The sequence below is a fragment of the Acidovorax sp. 106 genome, assembly GCF_003663825.1.
GTDB lineage: Bacteria > Pseudomonadota > Gammaproteobacteria > Burkholderiales > Burkholderiaceae_C > Acidovorax.
On record NZ_RCCC01000001.1, the window covers coordinates 2,192,779 to 2,213,197 of the forward strand.

Annotated in this window: 20 protein-coding genes; 6 read left to right on the forward strand and 14 right to left on the reverse strand. The window is 65.1% G+C overall.

The features are described from left to right. Nucleotides 1–67: 67 nt before the first annotated feature. Nucleotides 68–1,000, reverse strand: coding sequence for a 16S rRNA (cytidine(1402)-2'-O)-methyltransferase (gene rsmI / locus C8C98_RS09785; RefSeq protein WP_121454100.1), 933 nt, complete (start codon nt 998–1,000; stop codon nt 68–70). A 35-nt stretch (nt 1,001–1,035) separates the two neighbouring features. On the opposite strand from rsmI, the gene C8C98_RS09790 reads away from it, so the two are divergent. From C8C98_RS09790 to C8C98_RS09800, 3 genes are all read left to right on the forward strand, one after another. Then, a complete protein-coding gene (locus tag C8C98_RS09790; RefSeq protein ID WP_233574672.1) occupies nt 1,036–1,434 on the forward strand; it encodes a YraN family protein in 399 nt (132 codons plus the stop codon). Nucleotides 1,435–1,560: 126 nt separating this feature from the next. Next, a complete protein-coding gene (locus C8C98_RS09795) occupies nt 1,561–2,163 on the forward strand; it encodes an SIS domain-containing protein (RefSeq protein ID WP_099657632.1) in 603 nt (200 codons plus the stop codon). Further along, nucleotides 2,160–2,816 carry a BON domain-containing protein gene (locus C8C98_RS09800; protein ID WP_121454102.1) on the forward strand — a complete coding sequence of 219 codons (657 nt, stop codon included), beginning with the start codon at nt 2,160–2,162 and terminating at the stop codon, nt 2,814–2,816. Before C8C98_RS09795 ends, C8C98_RS09800 begins: the two co-directional genes overlap by 4 nt. Nucleotides 2,817–2,944: 128 nt before the next feature. Here C8C98_RS09800 and C8C98_RS09805 read toward each other — a convergent pair whose 3' ends face one another. From C8C98_RS09805 to C8C98_RS09820, 4 genes are all read right to left on the reverse strand, one after another. Continuing rightward, entirely contained in the window at nt 2,945–3,859 is a 915-nt protein-coding gene (locus tag C8C98_RS09805) for an NAD(P)-dependent oxidoreductase (protein ID WP_121454103.1), read from the reverse strand. Nucleotides 3,860–4,081: 222 nt separating this feature from the next. Continuing rightward, nucleotides 4,082–5,218: a PilT/PilU family type 4a pilus ATPase gene (locus tag C8C98_RS09810; RefSeq protein ID WP_099657635.1), complete on the reverse strand. Its 1,137-nt coding sequence runs from the start codon at nt 5,216–5,218 to the stop codon at nt 4,082–4,084. Nucleotides 5,219–5,284: 66 nt separating this feature from the next. Then, on the reverse strand, nt 5,285–5,920 hold the full coding sequence (locus tag C8C98_RS09815) for a cyclic nucleotide-binding domain-containing protein (protein WP_099657636.1): 636 nt from the start codon (nt 5,918–5,920) through the stop codon (nt 5,285–5,287). 66 nt (nt 5,921–5,986) lie between these two features. Next, entirely contained in the window at nt 5,987–7,030 is a 1,044-nt protein-coding gene (locus C8C98_RS09820; RefSeq protein WP_099657637.1) for a type IV pilus twitching motility protein PilT, read from the reverse strand. A gap of 38 nt (nt 7,031–7,068) precedes the next feature. Here C8C98_RS09820 and C8C98_RS09825 point away from each other — a divergent pair, with 38 nt between their 5' ends. Beyond that, nucleotides 7,069–7,797 carry a YggS family pyridoxal phosphate-dependent enzyme gene (locus tag C8C98_RS09825; RefSeq protein WP_121454104.1) on the forward strand — a complete coding sequence of 243 codons (729 nt, stop codon included), beginning with the start codon at nt 7,069–7,071 and terminating at the stop codon, nt 7,795–7,797. 21 nt (nt 7,798–7,818) lie between these two features. Here C8C98_RS09825 and ltaE read toward each other — a convergent pair whose 3' ends face one another. After that, nucleotides 7,819–8,889 (reverse strand): low-specificity L-threonine aldolase, encoded by a 1,071-nt coding sequence (gene ltaE / locus C8C98_RS09830; protein WP_121454105.1) that lies wholly within the window; start codon nt 8,887–8,889, stop codon nt 7,819–7,821. A 144-nt stretch (nt 8,890–9,033) separates the two neighbouring features. Between ltaE and C8C98_RS09835 the strand changes: the two genes are divergently transcribed. Together C8C98_RS09835 and C8C98_RS09840 are read left to right on the forward strand one after the other, a co-directional pair. After that, complete coding sequence (locus tag C8C98_RS09835; protein ID WP_121454106.1) at nt 9,034–10,173, forward strand: aminotransferase class V-fold PLP-dependent enzyme; 1,140 nt, start codon at nt 9,034–9,036, stop codon at nt 10,171–10,173. 29 nt (nt 10,174–10,202) lie between these two features. Then, nucleotides 10,203–11,504 carry a DUF445 domain-containing protein gene (locus C8C98_RS09840; RefSeq protein WP_121454107.1) on the forward strand — a complete coding sequence of 434 codons (1,302 nt, stop codon included), beginning with the start codon at nt 10,203–10,205 and terminating at the stop codon, nt 11,502–11,504. 84 nt (nt 11,505–11,588) lie between these two features. On the opposite strand, the gene C8C98_RS09845 is transcribed toward C8C98_RS09840, so the two are convergent. The 8 genes from C8C98_RS09845 to C8C98_RS09880 form a co-directional block, all read right to left on the reverse strand. Further along, on the reverse strand, nt 11,589–12,314 hold the full coding sequence (locus C8C98_RS09845) for an LrgB family protein (protein WP_121454108.1): 726 nt from the start codon (nt 12,312–12,314) through the stop codon (nt 11,589–11,591). Next, nucleotides 12,298–12,657: a CidA/LrgA family protein gene (locus C8C98_RS09850; RefSeq protein WP_099742850.1), complete on the reverse strand. Its 360-nt coding sequence runs from the start codon at nt 12,655–12,657 to the stop codon at nt 12,298–12,300. Before C8C98_RS09850 ends, C8C98_RS09845 begins: the two co-directional genes overlap by 17 nt. A 5-nt stretch (nt 12,658–12,662) precedes the next feature. Next, nucleotides 12,663–14,165 carry an FAD-linked oxidase C-terminal domain-containing protein gene (locus C8C98_RS09855; protein ID WP_121454109.1) on the reverse strand — a complete coding sequence of 501 codons (1,503 nt, stop codon included), beginning with the start codon at nt 14,163–14,165 and terminating at the stop codon, nt 12,663–12,665. A 60-nt stretch (nt 14,166–14,225) separates the two neighbouring features. After that, nucleotides 14,226–14,741 (reverse strand): CPBP family intramembrane glutamic endopeptidase, encoded by a 516-nt coding sequence (locus C8C98_RS09860; protein WP_121454110.1) that lies wholly within the window; start codon nt 14,739–14,741, stop codon nt 14,226–14,228. 79 nt (nt 14,742–14,820) lie between these two features. Next, nucleotides 14,821–17,229 (reverse strand): choice-of-anchor X domain-containing protein, encoded by a 2,409-nt coding sequence (locus C8C98_RS09865; RefSeq protein ID WP_121454111.1) that lies wholly within the window; start codon nt 17,227–17,229, stop codon nt 14,821–14,823. Nucleotides 17,230–17,579: 350 nt separating this feature from the next. Further along, on the reverse strand, nt 17,580–18,482 hold the full coding sequence (locus C8C98_RS09870; protein WP_121454112.1) for a LysR substrate-binding domain-containing protein: 903 nt from the start codon (nt 18,480–18,482) through the stop codon (nt 17,580–17,582). Between the two features lie 30 nt (nt 18,483–18,512). Continuing rightward, a complete protein-coding gene (purU, locus tag C8C98_RS09875; protein ID WP_099657646.1) occupies nt 18,513–19,361 on the reverse strand; it encodes a formyltetrahydrofolate deformylase in 849 nt (282 codons plus the stop codon). Between the two features lie 92 nt (nt 19,362–19,453). Beyond that, nucleotides 19,454–20,395: a ChaN family lipoprotein gene (locus C8C98_RS09880; protein ID WP_121454113.1), complete on the reverse strand. Its 942-nt coding sequence runs from the start codon at nt 20,393–20,395 to the stop codon at nt 19,454–19,456. Nucleotides 20,396–20,419 lie beyond the last annotated feature (24 nt).

Below are 20,419 nucleotides of genomic sequence, written 5' to 3' on the forward strand. Positions count from 1 at the left end.
TTAATCAAGCGCTGGAGGCTATTCCGGCTTGTTTTTTTTGAGCCCCTGCGCGTTGGGGGCTCCATGCTCAGGGCGTTTCTTCGTCCGCCTCGCGCTTCCAGCCCAGGGCTGTGTCGTACAGCACGTTGCGCGATGCCCCTGTCACTTCGGCCGCCAGGCGCACAGCGGTTTTCAGGGGCAGTTCCTGCAGCAGCAGGCGCAGCACGCGCAGGCTTTCGCCGTTGTTGTCGCTGGCCACGGGCACGGGGTGCAGCAGCACCACAAATTCGCCGCGTGAGCGCTGGGCGCCGCCTTCCAGCCATGCCGTCAAGGTGTGGGCGGGCTGGGTGGTGATTTCCTCGAACTGCTTGGTCAGCTCGCGTGCCAGCGTCACCGGGCGCTCACCCAGCGGCGCCAGCGCGGCGGCCAGTTCTTGGATGCGGTGGGGGGCTTCCAGCAGCACCACGCAGCGGGGCTCTGCGGCCAGTACCTGCACGGCGGCGGCGCGTTCGGCCTGCTTGACGGGCAAGAACCCCGCGAACACAAAGCCGCCTTGCTCTGCACTGTGGGCCACCGCGCCTGCGGCGCTGAGCGCCGTGGTGATGCTGCTGGCGCCGGGCAGGGGGACGGACCGCAGGCCTGCCTCTCGCACGGCCAGTGCCAGGCGGGCGCCAGGGTCGCTTACGCCGGGGGTGCCCGCATCGCTCACATACGCTACGCGCTGGCCTTGCTGCAGGCGCTGCACCACGTTCAGCGCCGCTTCAGCCTCGTTGTGCTGGTGCACGGCCAGCAACTGGTGCGTGCTTTTGTCGATGCCGTAGGCGCGCAGCAGGGCTTGTGTGTGGCGCGTGTCCTCACAGGCCACCGTGTCTGCCAGTTGCAGCACGTGCAGCGCACGCAGGGTGATGTCGGCCAGGTTGCCGATGGGTGTAGCCACGACGTACAGCGCGCCCTGCGGATAATGCTGCGCAGCGGCCGCATCGTGTGCGGCGGCCAGGGCTGTTGCGAAAGATGCGCTCAATGAAATTCCTTGGAAAAAAGCATGTGAAGCCTGCTATGAGGGGCGTTGCAGCGGTGGTGTCAGGCGCCGCCGTGGGCACTACGCGCCAGCGCGGCAATGCGGCCGAAGACCGGGCGCTGGCCTATTTGCAGGCGCAGGGCTTGCAGCTGCTAGAGCGCAATTATCGGACGCCCGGGCGCGGTGGTGGCGAGATCGACCTGGTCATGCGCGAACGCGATGGCACCGTGGTCTTTGTGGAGGTGCGCAGCCGCAGCCGCAGCAGCGGGGCGTTTGGTGGGGCGGCGTCCAGCATTGGTGCCGCCAAGCAGCAGCGCGTGGTGTACGCCGCGCGCCACTACCTGCTGCGCTATGCATCGCCCCCGCCATGCCGGTTTGATGCGGTGCTGCTGGAAGACTCGGTGCAGTGGCTCAAGGCGGCCTTTGATGCGCAGTGAGGTGCCTGTCCGCCTGTTGGGGTTTGCGGGTGGGCGCGCACTGCTTCGCACTGGGGCTGAATGCCCTACCCGTGGCAACCCTTTGCTACAAAAGATGTAACACCCGCCGAGTATCATCGGGCCCTCATGCTTGAGCAACGCATCCAACAACACTTCATCGACAGCGCCGACCTGAAATACCAGGCCGCGCAAGTCTTGAGCCAACCCATTGCCTCCGCCGTTCAGGCCATTCTGGCGTGCGTCACCAGCGGGGGCAAAGTGCTGGCCTGTGGCAACGGCCCATCGGCCGCCGAAGCGCAACAGTTTGCCGCCTTGTGCGTTGCGGGCTTTGAGCGCGACCGGCCCGAGCTGGCTGCCCTCGCCCTCACGACCGACAGCACCTTGCTCACCGCGTCGGCCAGTGCCCCTGACATGTCGTCGCAGCAGTTTGCGCGCCAAGTGCGAGCCCTGGGCCAGGCAGGCGATGTGTTGTTGGCGCTGTCGGTGTCGGGCAACGATGCCAACCTGTTGTCGGCCACCGAGGCCGCGCACGAACGTGACATGACCGTCATCGTGCTGACAGGCCGCACCGGGGGGCGCTTGGCCACCGTGCTGCGCGAAACGGACGTATCGATCTGTGTGCCCCATGACCGTGCTGCGCGCGTGCGTGAGGTGCATGCCTTGGTGCTGCACTGCCTGAGCGACGGTGTGGACGCCCAACTACTTGGTGACCAGGAGATTCCTCTATGAAGCAAACCTTGAACCGCACGCTTTGCACCGTGCTGGCCGCTACCGCGCTGGCCGCAGGCCTGTCGGCATGCGCACCCTTGGTGGTGGGCGGTGCCGTGATGGGCACCATGATGGCGGTGGACCGTCGCACAACGGGCACCCAAGTCGAGGACGAGGGCATTGAGCTGCGCTCGGCCAATCGCCTCAATGAGGCCCTGGGTGACCGTGGCCATGTCAACGTGACCAGCTTCAATCGCCAGGTGCTGCTGACGGGTGAAGTGCCCAGTGCGCAAGACCGCCAGCGGGTGGAGCAGATCGTGCTGGGGGTGGAGAACGTCCGTTCTGTCGTCAATGACCTGGCCGTCATGCCCACCACCAGCCTGGGCCAGCGTTCCAACGACACCTTCATCACCGGCAAGGTGCGCGCCAGCCTGGTGGACGCCAAAGACCTGTCTGCCAACGCCTTCAAGGTGGTGACGGAGCGCAACATCGTCTACATGATGGGCCGTGTCACCCCGCGCGAAGCGCAGCGCGCCACCGAAATTGCGCGCGGCGTGAGCGGTGTGAACAAGGTGGTGCGTGTGTTTGAAACACTCACCGAGGACGAGCTGCGCAACATCGCCCCGGCACCGGTGATTCAGGACGCGCCAGCGCCCTCGTACCCGCGCAACTGACGCAGCGGCTTTATGAAGCCCACAGGCCCCACGCCTTGTGGGCGGCCTGGGCGCTGGGCTGCCGAGCCAGCGCAGGCTTGCTAGGAGTGGCGCCGGCCCAGCAGGGTACGCCGGCACCGCCCCGGGGGTTATTTCAGGCGTTTGATCAGGCTGGACGTATCCCAGCGGTTGCCGCCCATTTTTTGTACATCGGCATAAAACTGGTCCACCAGCGCAGTGACGGGCAGACGTGAACCATTGCGCTTGGCCTCGTCCAGCACCAGCCCCAGGTCCTTGCGCATCCAGTCCACGGCAAAGCCGAAGTCGAACTTGTCGTCCACCATGGTCTTGCCGCGGTTGTCCATTTGCCAGCTTTGCGCGGCGCCTTTGCCAATGACGTCCAGCACCTGCTTCATGTCCAGTCCCGCGTTCTGACCAAAGGCCACGGCCTCAGACAGGCCTTGCACCAGGCCCGCGATGCAAATCTGGTTGACCATCTTGGCCAGTTGCCCGGCGCCGCTGGCGCCCAGCAGCGTGAAGGCGCGCGAGAACGCCATGCCCGTGGGTTGCACGGCCTCAAATGCCGCTGCATCGCCGCCGCACATTACCGTGAGCAGGCCGTTTTGCGCACCGGCTTGGCCGCCGGACACGGGGGCATCTACAAAAGCCAAGCCCAGTGCTTTGGCTGCTGCATACAGCTCACGCGCCACTTCAGCAGATGCCGTGGTGTGGTCCACAAAAATGGCCCCAGGCTGCATGCCTGCAAAGGCGCCATCCGCGCCCAGCGTGACGGAGCGCAGGTCATTGTCGTTACCCACGCAGCAGAACACGATGTCTGCACCCGCCGCAGCCTCGCGCGGGGTTGCTGCATGCTTTGGTGCCCTGGCGCTTGCGTACTCAGCGCACCAAGCTATGGATTTTGTAGCGGTACGGTTGTAAACCGTGACCTCATGCCCAGCCAATGCGAGGTGGCCCGCCATGGGGTAGCCCATCACCCCCAGGCCCAGGAAGGCGACCTTGCGGGAAGGGGTGGCGTCGTAGTTGCGAGGGTTGGTGCTTGGCATGGGCTGGCCCAGGAAAGGAGTGGAAACAAAAACCGACGGAAGCGGGCTGGTGCGAATGTGCGGACTCAAGCCTGTGTTATGACCAAAGCCCTCAAAGAGACCGTCGCGCATGTAGGGGGCGTGATCCCGCCAGTGCCACCGTGGAGCGGGCTTTGCCCGGCCACCGGTGGCGTCCCCCTCCCGAAGGAGAGGGGGAAGGCGCGCAGCGCCTCAGGGGGAGGCTCACACAATTGCGAAATGCTCGGTGCCCGAAGCCAAGTCTGGCGACTTGGCGCGTTGGCTGTTGAGCTTGATTTGCAAGCGCAGGTCGTTCAACGAGTCAGCGTTGCGCAACGCGTCTTCATAGCTGATGACGTTGGCTTCGTACAGGTCAAACAGCGACTGGTCGAAGGTCTGCATGCCCAGGTTGCGGCTCTTCTTCATGATTTCCTTGATCTCAGAGACATCGCCCTTGAAGATCAGGTCAGAAATGAGCGGGGTGTTGAGCATGATTTCCACCGCAGCAGCGCGGCCCTTGCCGTCTTGCTTGGGAATCAGCCGCTGCGACACCATGCCGCGCAAGTTCAGCGACAAGTCCATCAGCAATTGGGCGCGGCGCTCTTCAGGGAAGAAGTTGATGATCCGGTCCAGTGCCTGGTTGGCGCTGTTGGCGTGCAGCGTGGCCAAGCACAAGTGCCCGGTTTCAGCGAAGGCCACAGCATGCTCCATGGTCTCGCGGTCGCGGATTTCGCCCATCAGGATCACATCGGGCGCCTGGCGCAGGGTGTTCTTGAGGGCGGCTTCCCAGCTGTCGGTGTCCAGGCCTACCTCGCGCTGCGTCACCACGCAGTTCTTGTGGGGATGCACGAATTCGACCGGGTCTTCCACCGTGATGATGTGGCCAAACGAGTGCTCATTGCGCCAGTCCACCATCGCGGCCAGCGTGGTGGACTTGCCGGAGCCGGTAGCGCCCACCATGATGCACAAGCCGCGCTTGGCCATCGTCACTTCCTTGAGCACCTGGGGCACCCCCAGGCCGTCAATGGTGGGCAGTGTCAGCGGAATGGTCCGCAGCACCATGCCGACCCGGCCTTGCTGCACAAAGGCATTCACCCGGAAGCGGCCAATGCCCGCAGGCGAAATGGCGAAGTTGCATTCCTTGGTGCGTTCAAAGTCGGCCACCTGCTTGTCGCTCATGATGGCGCGCGCCAAGGTCAGGGTGTGCGTGGGCGTCAAAGGTTGGGGCGATACCTTGGTCACCTTGCCATCGACCTTGATGGCTGGGGGAAACTCCGCAGTGATGAACAAATCGCTGCCGTTGCGGCTGACCATCAACTTGAGCAGGTCATTGATAAATTTACTGGCCTGATCGCGTTCCATCAGAAATCCTCTCTGGCGTCATTGTCAGCCGGATGGCTGTCTTTGTTCTGCGCTGTTTACGTGCGGTTACTTTTGGTTGTCGCTCAAGCGGGCACTGACCACGCGCAAGCGCAATGACAGTTTACGCGCCAACAGCGCCACCAAGCTGGCGGCCAACTGAGGGTCTTGGGACATCATGTCGTCCATGGCTTCGGCGCTCAGCACCGCGATTTCACAATCGGTGAGCGTGGTGCAGGCCGAAAAACGGATGCCGCTATCGAGCAGCGACATCTCGCCCAGGATGTCCCCTGGGCGGGTTTCCGCCAGGCGCAATTGCTCTCCCCAGGGTTGCACGCGGTCCACGGCAATGGTGCCAGTCAACAGCACCACCATGAAGTTGCCGTATTCGTCCTGGCGGATCACGTCGCGGTTGGACGGAATGGCGGCGAATTCAAAAAAGCGTTCCATGCGCTCCACGGCGTCCTTGTCCAGGTGCGCCATGTACTTGTCCTTGGACCACAGGCCTTGCAGCAGCTTGCCACCACGGCTGGTGGGCAGGCGTTTGGCGCCTACCTCTACCGCGCGGGCTTCCCAAGGGACGAGCATGGAGTCATCCACGCCTTGGCCCGCAAAAGCGGTGGAGAACAGCACGGAATCGGTGTTGTCGTCCTTGGGCTTGTTGCCGATGGTTTTTGAACGCAGAAGGCCAAGAATGCCTTTCATAAGATGCTCCGGTCTACAGCACAACGGTGCTGCGATATGTGTCTGTGGGGGCGTGTGTGACGCCGATCAACCAGGGAAGTTCTCGGGGATCTTGGCCTTGGCGCGCGCTTCTGCAGGGCTGATGATGTTGCGGCGCACCAGATCCGTAAGGTTCTGGTCCAGCGTCTGCATGCCCACGCTGTTGCTGGTCTGGATGGTGGAGTACATCTGCGCCACCTTGGCCTCGCGGATCAGGTTGCGGATGGCGCTGGTGCCCAGCATGATTTCGTGGGCGGCCACGCGGCCCGAGCCGTCCTTGGTTTTGCACAGCGTTTGCGAGATCACGGCTTGCAGCGATTCGGAGAGCATTGCACGGACCATTTCCTTTTCTTCGGCGGGGAACACGTCGATGATCCGGTCGATGGTCTTTGCCGCGCTGGACGTGTGCAGCGTGCCGAACACCAAGTGGCCCGTTTCCGCAGCCGTCATGGCCAGGCGGATGGTTTCCAGGTCGCGCATTTCGCCCACCAGAATCGCGTCCGGGTCTTCGCGCAGTGCGGACTTCAGCGCAGCGGCGAACGACAGCGTCATCGGGCCGACTTCACGCTGGTTGATCAGGCACTTCTTGGATTCGTGCACGAACTCGATCGGGTCTTCCACCGTGAGGATGTGGCCGTACTCGGTTTCGTTCAGATAGTTGACCATGGCGGCCAGCGTGGTGGACTTGCCCGAACCCGTGGGACCGGTCACCAGCACCAGACCACGGGGTTTGAGGGCCAGGTCGCCGAAGATCTTGGGGGCGTTCAGCTGCTCCAGCGTCAGGATCTTGCTCGGAATCGTCCGGAACACGGCCGCTGCGCCCCGGTTTTGGTTGAAGGCGTTGACGCGGAAACGGGCCAAGCCTTCGATCTCAAACGAGAAGTCGACCTCCAGGAATTCCTCATATTGCTTGCGCTGGGAATCGCTCATGATGTCGTACACCATGGCGTGCACGGTTTTGTGGTCCAGAGCCTCGACGTTGATGCGCCGCACATCGCCGTGCACCCGGATCATGGGCGGAAGCCCCGCCGACAAGTGCAAGTCGGAGGCCTTGTTCTTGACGCTGAATGCCAGCAATTGGGTAATGTCCACGGGGTTCCCTCTATCGTTTGGTACGCTTGGCGGCCATTATGACCACGATTGCTAACAACCTCCAACAGGTGAACGACCGCATTTCCGAGGCGTGCCGGGCGGCTGGCCGGGCCCGGGAGGAGGTGGCTTTGTTGGCTGTCTCCAAGACCTTCGGCGCCGAGGCCGTGGCCGAGGCCGCCGCTGCCGGGCAGCGGGCTTTCGGCGAAAACTACATCCAGGAGGGCGTGGACAAGATCCTGGCGCTTCGCCAGCAATTGCCATTTGCGCTGCAATGGCACTGCATCGGGCCTGTGCAGAGCAATAAGACCCGGCTGGTGGCTGAGCACTTTGACTGGGTCCACACGGTGGACCGGCTCAAGATCGCCCAGCGCCTATCTGACCAGCGGCCCCAGGACCTGCCTGATTTGAATGTGTGCATTCAGGTGAACGTGGACAGCGGGGAGACCAAGGCCGGGGTTGCGCCCCAGGACGCGCTGGAGTTGGCCTTGGCTGTGGCAAAACTGCCACGTCTGCGGCTGCGCGGGCTGATGAGCATCCCCGATGCCAGTCCTGACTTCGCCGCCCAGAAAGCGGTGCACAGTGCGGCCCGCGCGTTGTTTGACGAAATCCGCAAGGCCCTTGTGGAGGCCGACATCCCTGGAGCGGAGGAGTTTGACACCTTGTCATTGGGCATGACGGCCGACCTGGATGCCGCGATCCAGGCAGGCAGCACCCTGGTGCGTGTTGGCACCGGGGTGTTTGGTGGGCGTACCTACCCCCCTGCTTGACGGGCAGTGGCTACCCCCGCTTCAGTCGGGCAGGGCAAAGCGCGCAACGCAGTCCAGGGCCGATTGCACGTCGGCCTGGCTCACATCCAGATGCGTCACCCAGCGCAGGCGGGTCTGGCCTGCATACAGGCCACTGGTCACCCGTACTTGGTGCTGGGCGAGCCAAGCCGTGAAGGCGGGGGCAATGTCTGGGTGGATGTCTGTGAACAAAATATTGGTTTGCCAGGGCTGCACCGTGATGCGGCCCTGTAGCGCCGGGTGGCTGCGGCCCATCTCCTGCAGCCCTTGGGCCAACTGGTCCAGGTGAGCGTGGTCGTCCGCCAGGCGGCGGACGTGGTGCTGCAGGGCATAGTGCCCCGCCGCTGCCAGCACACCGGCCTGGCGCATGCCGCCACCCAGAATTTTGCGGGTACGGCGTGCCTGGCGGATGAACGCAGCGCTGCCCAGCACCAGTGAGCCCACGGGGGCGCCCAGGCCCTTGCTCAGGCACAGCGATACCGAATCGAAGTGGCTGCACAGCGCGCGCGCTTCTTGGTACACATCGGTGCCATGGCGTGCTGCGTTGGCCGTGGCGGCGTTGAACAAGCGCGCGCCGTCCAGGTGCATCGCCAGCCCCCGGCTGTGGGCCAGTTGGGCCACCTCGGCGATGTAGGCGGGCGGCAGCACCTGGCCGCCAGTCGTGTTCTCCAGCACCACCAGGCGGGTGCGCGCGAAATGCGGGTCGTCGGGCTTGATGGCTGCGGCGATGTCGGCTGTGCGCAGCGTGCCATCGGGCTGCGTCTCGACGGGCTGGGGCTGGATGGAGCCCAGCACCGCCATGCCGCCTGCCTCCCAGCGGTAGGTGTGCCAGCTCTGGCCCACGATGGCCTCGTCACCCCGCTGGCAGTGGCCCCACAGGGCGATCAGGTTGGTTTGCGTGCCCGAGGGGGCGAACAGCGCGGCCTCAAATCCCAGCAACTGCGCTGCATGCTCTTGCAGGGCGTTGACCGAGGGGTCATCGGCAAACACATCGTCGCCCAGCGGGGCTTTGAACATCGCCTCGCGCATGGCGGGCGTGGGTTGGGTGACGGTGTCGCTGCGAAAGTCGGGCATGGCAATCCTGCGGGTAAAAAGGGCATCGTAGCGGCCCATGGCCCACGCTGTGCGGGCGGGTCTTTTGGGCCTGGGCTGCATGCTAAGCTGACCTGCTCGGCCTACCCCGCACCGGGGTGGCGTTCCTGTTGACGGAGAACTTTCATGCCCGGACTGCTGCCAGATATCGATCCCGATGGCTTGCTTGAATTTTCGGTGGTCTACACCGACCGCGCGCTCAACCACATGTCCAAGCGCTTTACCGGCGTGGTGCAGGACATTCTGGGCACGCTCAAAGAGGTCTACCACGCCCACACCGCTGTGCTGGTGCCCGGCAGCGGCACCTTTGGCATGGAGGCCGTGGCGCGCCAGTTTGCCAACAAGGAGAAAGTGCTCATCGTGCGCAATGGCTGGTTCAGCTACCGCTGGACGCAGATTTTTGACGCCGACAAAGGCCTGGGCGGTGGCTCTGTGGTGTGCAAGGCGCGCCAGCAGGGCAGTGGCCCGCAGGCGCCCTGGGCACCATGCCCCGCTGAAGAAGTCGCCGCCACCATCCGCGCTGAAAAGCCCAAGGTGGTGTTCGCGCCCCATGTGGAGACGGCCAGCGGCATCATCCTGTCCGACGACTACATCCGTACCGTGACGGCTGCGGCCCACGATGTGGGCGCGCTGTTCGTGCTGGACTGCGTGGCTTCGGGCGCCATGTGGGTGGACATGCAGGCCACGGGCGTGGATGTGCTCATCAGCGCGCCGCAAAAGGGCTGGAGCGGCTCGCCCTGCTGCGCCATGGTGATGTTGAGTGAACTCGCGCGACAAGCCATCGACGGCACCACGAGCAGCAGCTTTTCGTGCGACCTCAAGAAGTGGATGCAGATCGCCGAGGGCTACGAAAAAGGCCAGCACGCGTACCACACCACCATGCCCACTGATGCGCTGGTGCGCCTGTCCGAAGTGATGACTGAGACGCGCGCCTACGGCTTTGCCAAGGTGCGCGACGAGCAGATCGAGCTGGGCGCCAAGGTGCGCGCGCTGCTTGAATCGCGCGGCTTCCCCAGCGTGGCGGCCGACGGCTTCAAGGCGCCCGGCGTGGTGGTGAGCTACACCACCGACCCCGGCATCCAGAACGGCAAGAAGTTCATGGAAGTGGGCCTGCAGACCGCTGCTGGCGTGCCGCTGCAGTGCGATGAAGGCCCGGACTTCAAGACCTTCCGCGTCGGCCTGTTCGGCCTGGAAAAGTGGCACAACGTGGACCGCACGGTGGGCCACCTTGCCAAGGCGCTGGACCAGATCGCCGTGGCGGCCTGAAGGGCTGGTAGCCACCCCTTCTTGCCCGGATGACCACCGCGCCGGCCCCAGACACCGCAGCGCAGGCCCTGCGCCGCGCCAAGCGGCAAGCGCTGGGCCTGCTGGGGCTGGTGACCGCCGTTTTTATTGCCACCAGCGTGGTCGAGCGGGATTTGCTGCTTAACTGCATCAAAGCCGTTGCGGAGGCCGCCATGGTGGGCGCGCTGGCCGATTGGTTTGCTGTGGTGGCACTGTTCCGCCGCCCGCTGGGGCTGCCCATTCCGCACACCGCGGTCATCGCGCGCAACCAAGCGCGCATCGGCCGCAACCTCGCCACCTTTGTGCGCGACAAGTTTTTGGACGTGCCCTCGCTGGTGGCACTGATCCGCCAGCACGACCCCGCCGAGCGGCTGGCGCAGTGGCTGACGGCGCCGGGCAACGCCGCGCTGCTGGGCCACCAGGCCACGCGTCTGGCGTCGGCCGCGCTGGAGACGGTGCAGGACGCGCAGGTGGAGCGTTTCATCCAGAAGGCGGCGCGCACGTTGATCGGGCAGGTGGATATGTCGCGCGCTCTGGCGGCAGTGCTCGACACGCTCACGCACAACGGCCGCCACCAGGCGCTGCTGGACGAGGTGCTGGAGAAACTCATCGAATTGCTGCAGAACGAGCCAACCCGTGCCTGGGTGGCGCATGCCATCGTGGCCTGGCTCAAGAAGGACCACCCGCGCACCGAAAAGTTATTGCCCAGCGATTGGCTGGGCGACAAGGGCTCGGCCCTGCTCGCCCGCGCGCTGGAGAGCGTGATGGCCGATGTCGCTGCCAACCCGCAGCACGCCCTGCGCGCGCAGTTCGATGCGGCGGTGCAGCGTTTCATCGAGCGCCTGCGGACGGACCCCGACTGGGCACGCAAGGGCGAGGAGATCCGCACCTGGCTGCAGACCGATGCCACGGTGGCGGGCTATGTGCAGACCTTGTGGCTGGACCTGCGCGGGGCGCTGCAGCGCGATCTGGCCGATACCGACTCGGTGCTGGCGCGGCAGGTCTGCAAGCTGGGCTTGTGGTTCGGTGAGTCGTTGGCGGGCGACGCAGCGTTGCGGCAGTCGTTCAATGACCGCCTGGAGCGGTGGGTAGAAGGGCTGGCGCCAGATGTGTCGGCCTTCATCGCCCAGCACATTGAAGACACGGTGCGCCGCTGGGACACCGAAGAGATGACGCGGCTGATCGAGCTGAACATTGGCAAGGACCTGCAGTACATCCGCATCAACGGCACCGTGGTCGGCGGGTTGATCGGGTTGGTGTTGTTCGGGGTGTCGCACGCCAGGGAGGTTTGGGCGGCGGTGTCAGGGGTGTGAAAATGCTATTAAAAATATAGCTACTGGCGCAATTAATACGAGCGCTACCGGCCAAAATGGCTTAAAGATAGGCGGCAAAAAACCTCACAACCACCGAAACACCAACGGCATCAACACCGCCGCCAGCACCACCTGCAGCCCTAACGCCAGCCCCGCATACGCGCCTGCTTCGGCATGCACCTGCAGCGCGTGCGCCGCACCAATGCCGTGCGACGCGGTGCCCAGCGCAAACCCCCGCTGAGCCATGCCCTCCGCATCGCTCGGCAAACGCATCCACCCAAACAGCCAGCGGGCCGACAGCGCACCCACCATGCCCGTCAGTGCGGCAAACACCGCCGCCAGCGCGGGTACGCCGCCGATTTGCGCGGCCACACCCATTGCGACCGGTGCCGTGACGGACTTGGGCGCCAGCGACAGCAGCACATCCCCCGGCAGACCCAGCGCCCAGCCCAGCCCCACGGCACTGGCCGCTGCGGCGCTGCCACCGGCCAGTGACGCCAGCACCAGGCGAGCCCAGCGCGCGCGCAGCGCTGCACGGCGCTGCCACAGGGGCCAGCCCAGTGCCACCACCGCAGGCCCCAGCAAGAAGTGGATGAACTGCGCGCCCGCAAAGTAGGTGGGGTAGGCTGTGCCTGTGGCCAGCAGGAGGGTTGCCAGTGCGGCCACCGACAACATCACAGGGTTGGCCCATGGCGCGTACCCCGCGCGCACCGACAGTGCCTGGGCCAGTACATACACGGACAGGGTTGCCGTCAGCCCAAACAGCGGGGCCGAGGCCAGGTACACCCACAGTTCAACGAAGTTCGGCATGGATCGCCTTGGGTTGCAGCAGGCGCAGCACCAGTGCGGTCACGGCCATGCCGATCCAGGTGGACAGCACGATCACCGCCACAAGCCGCAGGCCGTATTCGCTCAGCAAGGCCAGGTGTGTCATCACCCCCACGCCCACCGGGATGAACAACAGCGACAGGTGGCTGAGCAGGAAGCCCGCAGCCGGGGCCACTGCCGCCTGCACAGGGCCCCAGCGCAAGGCCAACACCAACAGCACCATGCCCACCACGGGGCCGGGCACTGGCAGCTTCAAAAAATGCGAAAGCGCTTCACCCGCTGACTGCATGAGCAGCAGGAAGGCCAAACCTTGCAATGGTTTCATCGGCTTCAAAAACGCGGCAGATCGGGGTGTTTGATTTGCCCCCCGCGCACCAGCATCTTTCCGTACTCCGCACACCGGTGCAGCGTCGGAATCACCTTGCCCGGGTTCAACAACCCTGCCGGGTCGAACGCATGCTTGAGCCCAAACATCTGCGCGTTTTCCTCGCCAGAGAACTGCACGCACATGCTGCTCAGCTTCTCGATGCCCACGCCATGCTCGCCCGTCACCGTGCCGCCCATGGCCACGCTGGTTTCCAGGATGTCGGCGCCAAACAGCTCGCAGCGGCGCAGCTGGTCTGGGTCGTTCGCATCGAACAGGATCAGCGGGTGCAGGTTGCCATCGCCCGCGTGGAACACGTTGGCGCAGCGCAGCTGGTACTTCTTCTCCATCTCGGCAATGGCCAGCAGGATGTCGGCCAGGCGCTTGCGCGGGATGGTCGAGTCCATGCACATGTAATCGGGGCTGATGCGGCCGCTGGCGGGGAAGGCGTTCTTGCGACCGCTCCAAAAGCGCAAGCGCTCTGCCTCGTCCTGGCTGACGGAGATGGCCGTGGCACCTGCGGCGCGCAGCACCTCGCTCATGCGGCCAACTTCTTCTTCCACCTCTTCGGGGGTACCGTCGCTTTCGCACAGCAAAATGGCTTCTGCCGTCAGGTCGTAGCCCGCCTGCACAAAGTCCTCCACGGCGGCGGTCATGGGCTTGTCCATCATCTCCAGCCCGGCGGGGATGATGCCTGCCGCAATCACCGCCGCCACAGCGTCGCCCGCTTTGCGCACATCGTCAAAGCTGGCCATGATGCAGCGCGCCAGCTGGGGTTTGGGGATCAACCGCACGGTCGCCTCGGTGGTTACGGCGAGCATGCCCTCGCTGCCGATCACTGCGGCCAGCAGGTCGTAGCCGGGGGTGTCCAGCGCCTCGCTGCCAAATTCCACGGCTTCGCCCTCGGCGGTGAAACCTTTGACCTTGAGCACGTTGTGTACCGTCAGTCCGTACTTCAGGCAGTGCACGCCGCCCGAGTTCTCGGCCACGTTGCCGCCGATGGTGCAGGCGATCTGGCTGCTGGGGTCGGGCGCGTAATACAGGCCGTAGGGCGCAGCCGCCTCACTGATGGCCAGGTTGCGCACACCGCACTGCACCCGCGCCGTGCGGCTGACCGGGTCCACATCCAGAATGCGGTTGAACTTGGCCAGCGACAGCGTGACACCCGTGGCGTGGGGCATGGCCCCGCCCGACAAGCCCGTGCCCGCACCGCGCGCCACCACGGGCACCTGCAGCGCATGGCAGGTTTTCAACACGGCGGCCACTTGCTCGTACGTTTCGGGCAGGCACACCACCAGGGGGCGCTGTCGGTAGGCGGTCAGGCCATCGCACTCGTAGGGGGTGGTGTCTTCGCTGTGCCAGAGCAGGGCGTGCTGCGGAACCACGGCAGAAAGGGCCTGCACCACGCGGTGCTGCAGCGTCTTCCGTTCTTCAGGGGATAGGGTGGGGTGTGGGGCGGTTTCGGTCATCACCGCCGCACTGTAACGCCCGCGGGGCCGTTTGTGGGGGCGGGACCGGTTGAAGTTTCGTCACATCCAACGTGACAAAAGCGCCAGGCTCAAGTTAAACCACGCATGGGTGGCAATGCAGGCACAAAGGCTGCCGCTGCGGCGCCACACCTCGGCCAGCGCCCAGCCTGGCAGCAGCCACCACAGGCAGTGCCAGCCATGGGCCGGGGCGTGGGCTGCGGCAAACACTATTGTTGTCAGTACGGTAGCGCCGTGCGCCGCCGCCCAGCGCCGCACCGCTGCCCGCAATGCGGCTGAGCGGGGCCAGAATCTGCTGCGCAGTGGAGGGCGCCACCGCTGCAGCCCCTCGTGCAGGCTGCTCTGTACCAGCGGGCGAAAAACAGACTCTTCCAGCACGGGGGCAGCCAGCAGAACCCATAACCATGCCCACGTACCCGCAGGGCGCAGCCCCATGCCCAGCCAGTGCTGTGCGATCCATGCCATGGCCACCGCAGCAACCCACAACCCCGCCAGAAAGACCAGCAGCCGGGTGGGGTGAGGGCGTGCTTGTCGCCCGGCGCGCAGTGGCTGCGTCAAGGCGTTCAGGGGCGCAGGTGAGTCAGGCTCATGGCATTCCAGGTCGCGCTTCTGGTCGGGGCGGGGCTCTCAGTGAATGTCAGCCGCGATCTACCTTACGCAGACGACGGCGCAGTGCGGCACCTGCCAGGGCCAGACCCAGCAGTGCCAGCAATGAAGCGTCGCGCCCGTCAGGGTTGACCGTGCAGCCGCCGCCGCTGTCATCACTGCCTGGGGTGGGCGTTGGCGTGGGGGGGGGTGTCGGTGCGCCGCCTGTGCCCAGCACGCCCGTGGCCGTGGCCTCCAGCGTGAAGGAGAGTTCCGCCTCACGCTGGAACGCCTCCACGGGCGTCTCTTCAGCGCGGGCACCCTTGACCAAGGCACCCAGGCTGGCGATCACGGCGGCCCCGTCGTTGTTGGCTTCCACAATCGCGTAGTACTCGCCTGCCTTGAGCTTGTCCTTGAGCGATACAGCGTATTCCCCGTCGCCCGCACGCAGGTCCGGGGCCGCGCCGTCATCGCGCATCACTAGGTTTTCCAGAACGGCCTGACCATCTTCGTTGTACACAGTGGCTCGCACCGTAGCGCCCTTGATGCGTTTGTCAGAGGCCAGCGTGGCCCGCAGGGTCGGGGCTGTGTTGACGGTGGCCAGCACGCCACCGGTGACCTCGCCATTCAGGGCCAGACGCGATGCACTGCTCACGTCCACGCTCAGCCCATCCACCATGGCGGCGTTGCTGGTCGCCTTCAGCGTCCACACACCATTGCGGCCCGACGCCTCAGTGCCGATGGTGACCAGGAACACGCCTTCTGCGGCGTCCAGTTCCATGTCAATGCCTGCCGGGGCATTGGCGGGGGTAAAGACGCGGCCATTGGGCGCGGTCAGGCTGAAGCTCAGCTTCTTGGCATCGGCTGGGTCAAAGTAGCTTTCGACGTCCACCGCGCCGTCCAGCGCAGCGCTGGCGATGCGGAACTGGGTGCTGAAGCTGCCATTGGCTGCGAGCGCATCCGAGCCATCCAGACGCACGGATGCGACGGCCTTGGCATGCACTTCGTTCAGTGCGCGGGTCACGTCCTTGGCGGCTTCCGCGCCGTTGCGGGCAGAGTTGTAGGCACCGCCTGTGAGCTGGGCCAGTTGCGTCAGGTTCACCGAAGCACCTGCCTTGGACTGGAGCACGGCCGTCTTGGCGCGTATGGCGCGGGCTTCTGCGCTACCCCCCGTCAAGCCCAGGGGGCTGACGGCGATGCGGGCAGTTTTGGCGGTGGACGCCGCTTCTGCAGGCACCTGGGCCTCGGAGCCGGTGAGCAGGTGCAGGGTGGCGGGGTCGCCCGCCTGGCGCGCTGCACCAATCAACTCATAGGCCTTGGTAAAGGCTGTCAGCGCGTTGAACGCGCCCGTTGTGTCGGCCTGGATGGCATCCAGTGCGGCTGTCAGAGTCTGCTTGCCTGCTGCATCCGCCGTGGTGAACGCCGCTACGGGTTCACTGCCCGTGGCGGGAGACGCCACGATGGCGAACTGGGTGTTGGCTGCAGCCTGCCCGATCAGCGTTTTGGCTGCTTGCATCAGGTCAGCCAGGCGGGCTGCGGGCAGCGTGCGGTCCACCACGATCACGTCGCGGAACACCGGCGCTGGTGCAAAGATCAGCTTCAGGTCTGCATCAAACCCGGTGGTGGGGCGTGTCAGGTTCAGGGTCTTTGGATCAACGCCACGGAAGGCCTCGAAGAACGTGCGTCCCTGGCCACGGGCGACTTCAGGGTCCTGCTCGGGTGGTCTGGTCAGCATCTCCCAGGCACTGCCGCCAGTGCCATCACTTTGTGTGGCCATCATGCGGGCCTGGGCGGTTTTGCGCTCAGCGGGGTTGGTGTAGTCGGCGGGGGTCGATAGCGACACGAACTCCAGGTGGTTGTTCATGGCCGTGTTCTTGGGCGTGTCTTCGCCAGAGGGGCTGCCTGGGTCGCTGGGCTTGAGGGCGGCACCGGCCTCCACATACTCGTCGTACAGGCCGTAGGTGTAGTGGCCCAGTTCGTGGTTGATCACCTTGCCCAGGGCATCCACGCTTTCAAAAGCGCCGCTGTAGGCCAGGTAGTTGTAGGAAGTCTGTCCCCGAGTGCCCCAGCCGGAGATGTTGGCCGCTGAGCGGTCGGACTTGTTGATCATCCGGATGTCGACGTTGTTGCCGAACTGTCCATTCTTGTAGATGAACACGTTGCCCAGGCGGTGTCGGCCTTCCGTGGCGGTGAACTTGCTGCGGGCGACGGTACGGATCACCTGGGTGATGTAGGCGCGGTCCAGCAACTGTCCGGGGTTGTCCTGCTGTGTGGGCGGGCTGTCGTAGTCCCAGTCCACGTTCACCACGTAATCGATGATGTTCACATCACGCACGGCGGTGAGCGGGTGGTTGGCTGCCTGGGCGGCCATGTAAGGCTGAATGGCCAGGGTGGCAGCCAGCGCTGCGGCCACGACGCGCTTCAGTGTGGGGCGCTGCAGGCCCGGGGTCTTGCTCTTCATCTTCGAACTCCTTGCGGTCAATACACGGAAGGAGGGCGCTGCAGAGCAGCGTGTGTGCCAGCGCTTGGTGTCTGCGGCTGTGCTTTTTGGCACTTTGATTTCCCTCTCCAGCGCGGAGTATCTGCAGGCAAAAAGCAAAGGCAACAAAAAATTGCGCAGGTGCACGCAAGCCCTTTTTCTGTGCTGGAACAAAGAGCCATGTCCCATGGCGAAGCGGGTTGATGCGGGCGACGCGAGGCGATGCAGGGCTATTCCATTTCCAAATCATTCCTGACTAGGCGCGAAGCCGCAGACAGTGCTCAAGCACGGCAAGGCAAAGCAACAACGTCAGGGGTGATTTAGAAATGGAATTAGAGGGTGCCCTTGAGCCACTGCGCAAAGGCTGAACATTCCCAGCGCTCCATGGCGCCGGCGCGCCAGCACAGGTAGTGGGCGTGGGGGCTGTGGGCTTCGATGGGAAACAGTCGCACCAGCGTGCCATGCTCCAGCCAGGGCGCGCCCAGTTTCAGGCGCACCAGGGCCACGCCCATGCCGGCTGCGGCGGCATCGCACATCAGTCCAATGTCGTTGAATTGCGAGCCCTCGTTGGGCTCGGCCCAGTCAAGCTGGCTCACGGCAAACCAGGTGCGCCAGGGCTCCAAGGGACTGCGCAGCAGGGGCAGGCCTTCCAGGTCTTCTGGGCGTTCAAACGGGCCGTGTTCGCGCACGAATGCGGGGGATGCCAAAGGTGTCACCACATCCCTCGCCAGCTCGACATGCTCCACATCGGCGTAGTGGCCGGGGCCAAAGCGCACCATCAGGTCGGCATCCTCGGCCACCACATCCAGCAGCGGTATGGACACCTGCAGGGCCAGGTCGATTTCCGGGTAGGCCTCGGTGAATTGGCGCAGGCGTGGGATGAGGATGGTGCGCGCAAACGTGGGCGTGACGGCCAGCTTCAGGCGCCTGCGCCCTGGCGCAGTGGCTTCCCCCGGAAAGCGCGCCAGCGCCCCCAGCCCTTCGCGCACATGGGCCAGGTAGGCACTGCCCTCGGTAGTGAGCGAAAAATCCGCCCGCCCAAACAGCCGCACACCCAGGATCTGCTCCAGTTGCTTGACGCGGTGGCTCACGGCGCTGGGCGTAACACACAGCTCGTCGGCGGTCTGCGTCACGCTGCGCAGCCTAGCCAGGGCCTCAAACGTCAGCAGGCACTGGATGGGGGGAATGCGCCTTGCGGCGCTGCTGAGCAAGGAGGCCGCAGCGGTGGTCGCCACTTCAATGCACCCATCAAGCCCGCAAAGGCTTTATCGGAACACCACCGTCTTGTGGCCGTTGAGCAGCACGCGGTGCTCGCTGTGCCACTTGACGGCGCGGGCCAGCACCTGGCTTTCGGTGTCACGGCCGCGCGATGTGAGGTCTTCCACGGTGTCGGTGTGGTCGGCGCGGGCCACGTCCTGCTCGATGATGGGGCCTTCGTCCAGGTCGGCCGTCACATAGTGGGCCGTGGCGCCAATCAGCTTCACCCCCCGGTCATGGGCCTGGTAGTAAGGCTTGGCACCCTTGAAGCTGGGCAGGAAGCTGTGGTGGATGTTGATGGCACGGCCTGCCAGTTTGCGGCACAGGTCGTCGCTGAGCACCTGCATGTAGCGCGCCAGCACCACCAGCTCAGCGCCTTCGGCTTCGATGATCTCGAACTGCTTGGCTTCAGCCTGGGCCTTGGTGGCCGCAGTGACGGGGATGTGGTGGAACGGCACGTTGTAGCTGGCCGCCAATTGATAGAACTCGCGGTGGTTGCTGATGATGGCGCGGATGTCCACGGGCAGCAGGCCGGACTTCCAGCGGAACAGCAGGTCGTTCAGGCAATGGCCTTCTTTGCTGACCAGCAGCACGGTCTTCATGGGCTCGGCCGTGGTGTGCAGGCTCCAGCGCATCTCGAAGGGCTCGGCAAAGGTGGCCAGGCGCGCCTTCAGTGTGGCGTGGTCATGCTGGTCGCAGGCGAACTGCACGCGCATGAAAAACAGGCCCGTGGCGTTGTCGTTGTACTGGGCGGCTTCTTCAATGTTGCCGCCGTGCTCCATCAGAAAACCGGAGACAGCATGCACCAGCCCCAGTCGGTCGGGGCAAGACAGGGTGAGGATATAGGCTTGGGTCATAGGCGCCACATTGTCGCAGCACCGGCGGTGGCTTGGCGCTGCGGGGCTACTTTGGCGGGCTCTTTGGCCTGTGTTTGGATGCCAAGGTGGCGTTATTCCAGCTGCTTGCGCAGCGCCTCGCAGTGGTCGGGCGCATCCCGCCAGGGTGAGGTCCAGACCAGGTCTGCGTCTGCCGGGACGAGGCGGCCCACGGCGTCGGCCGTGGCTTGTTGGCTGTGGGAGGGCTGGGCCTCTTGGGTTTCGCGGGACGCTCCTTTGGGCGCGGGGGCTTTTTGCTGCAGCGCCACCACGATGCGAACGGTCAGGTCTTTGGGCAAATGAACCGGCACCCCAGCGGTGCGCAGCGTGTGGCCTGCGCCAGTGATCAGCAAGGCGGTGGTACCTGGGCTGCGTTGGGCTTCTGCCAGGGTCTGGGCCATGGCCTTGTCGCGCGCGATCTGGATGCGTGCCATGCCCGGCACCTGGGCTTGCGCCAGCAAGTGGCAGTGCCCCTCGCGGATGGCTTCGCGCTGCCGCTCCAGGGCCTCGGGGCGCAGGGCCTGGTCCAGGCCCTGGTCGCGCATGGCGCTGCGGGCCTGGCTGCGGGGCAGGTTGCCCCCCAGCACGGGCACTCCGGCGCGCACGGCTTCCATGATGGCGGGGCTGTACTGCGCCCAGGGCCAAGCCGCCTCTTGCCACTGCAGGGCGCTTTGCACCTGGGCGGGGGTGGCTGACGTGGGCAGTGCGGCCGTGCTGGTGCCGCGCTCGGCCATTTCCAGCACCACCGCGCCCAGCTGGTTGCGGATGGCCAGCCATTTCACGGCTTCGTGCTGCATGCGCTGGTGCTCCGGGTCGTCGTGCTGCTCACCCAGGAGCAGCACATCGGCGGGCAGCACGGTGCGCAGCACCAGGGGCCATTGCGTGCCGGTGGCGCTGGGGGGGCGGTGGGCGCAGCCGGCCAAACTGGCACCTATCACCACGGCACCCAGGGCGCGGCGCAGCAGAGGGAGGGCGGACGAAGAATGGGGGCGTGAGCGGGAAAACAGTGAACGCATGCGCAAATGCTACGCGGTTGTTTC

What these genes read in the sequence shown, in the direction of transcription:
- C8C98_RS09810 (WP_099657635.1), bottom strand. Translation starts at nt 5,218, where the DNA reads ATGGAACGCGATCAGGCCAGTAAATTTATCAATGACCTGCTCAAGTTG.
- C8C98_RS09795 (WP_099657632.1), top strand. Translation starts at nt 1,561, where the DNA reads ATGCTTGAGCAACGCATCCAACAACACTTCATCGACAGCGCCGACCTG.
- C8C98_RS09855 (WP_121454109.1), bottom strand. Translation starts at nt 14,165, where the DNA reads ATGACCGAAACCGCCCCACACCCCACCCTATCCCCTGAAGAACGGAAG.
- C8C98_RS09845 (WP_121454108.1), bottom strand. Translation starts at nt 12,314, where the DNA reads ATGCCGAACTTCGTTGAACTGTGGGTGTACCTGGCCTCGGCCCCGCTG.
- C8C98_RS09825 (WP_121454104.1), top strand. Translation starts at nt 7,069, where the DNA reads ATGACCACGATTGCTAACAACCTCCAACAGGTGAACGACCGCATTTCC.
- C8C98_RS09790 (WP_233574672.1), top strand. Translation starts at nt 1,036, where the DNA reads ATGAGGGGCGTTGCAGCGGTGGTGTCAGGCGCCGCCGTGGGCACTACG.
- C8C98_RS09850 (WP_099742850.1), bottom strand. Translation starts at nt 12,657, where the DNA reads ATGAAACCATTGCAAGGTTTGGCCTTCCTGCTGCTCATGCAGTCAGCG.
- C8C98_RS09880 (WP_121454113.1), bottom strand. Translation starts at nt 20,395, where the DNA reads ATGCGTTCACTGTTTTCCCGCTCACGCCCCCATTCTTCGTCCGCCCTC.
- purU (WP_099657646.1), bottom strand. Translation starts at nt 19,361, where the DNA reads ATGACCCAAGCCTATATCCTCACCCTGTCTTGCCCCGACCGACTGGGG.
- C8C98_RS09865 (WP_121454111.1), bottom strand. Translation starts at nt 17,229, where the DNA reads ATGAAGAGCAAGACCCCGGGCCTGCAGCGCCCCACACTGAAGCGCGTC.
- ltaE (WP_121454105.1), bottom strand. Translation starts at nt 8,889, where the DNA reads ATGCCCGACTTTCGCAGCGACACCGTCACCCAACCCACGCCCGCCATG.
- C8C98_RS09815 (WP_099657636.1), bottom strand. Translation starts at nt 5,920, where the DNA reads ATGAAAGGCATTCTTGGCCTTCTGCGTTCAAAAACCATCGGCAACAAG.
- C8C98_RS09805 (WP_121454103.1), bottom strand. Translation starts at nt 3,859, where the DNA reads ATGCCAAGCACCAACCCTCGCAACTACGACGCCACCCCTTCCCGCAAG.
- C8C98_RS09835 (WP_121454106.1), top strand. Translation starts at nt 9,034, where the DNA reads ATGCCCGGACTGCTGCCAGATATCGATCCCGATGGCTTGCTTGAATTT.
- C8C98_RS09800 (WP_121454102.1), top strand. Translation starts at nt 2,160, where the DNA reads ATGAAGCAAACCTTGAACCGCACGCTTTGCACCGTGCTGGCCGCTACC.
- C8C98_RS09840 (WP_121454107.1), top strand. Translation starts at nt 10,203, where the DNA reads ATGACCACCGCGCCGGCCCCAGACACCGCAGCGCAGGCCCTGCGCCGC.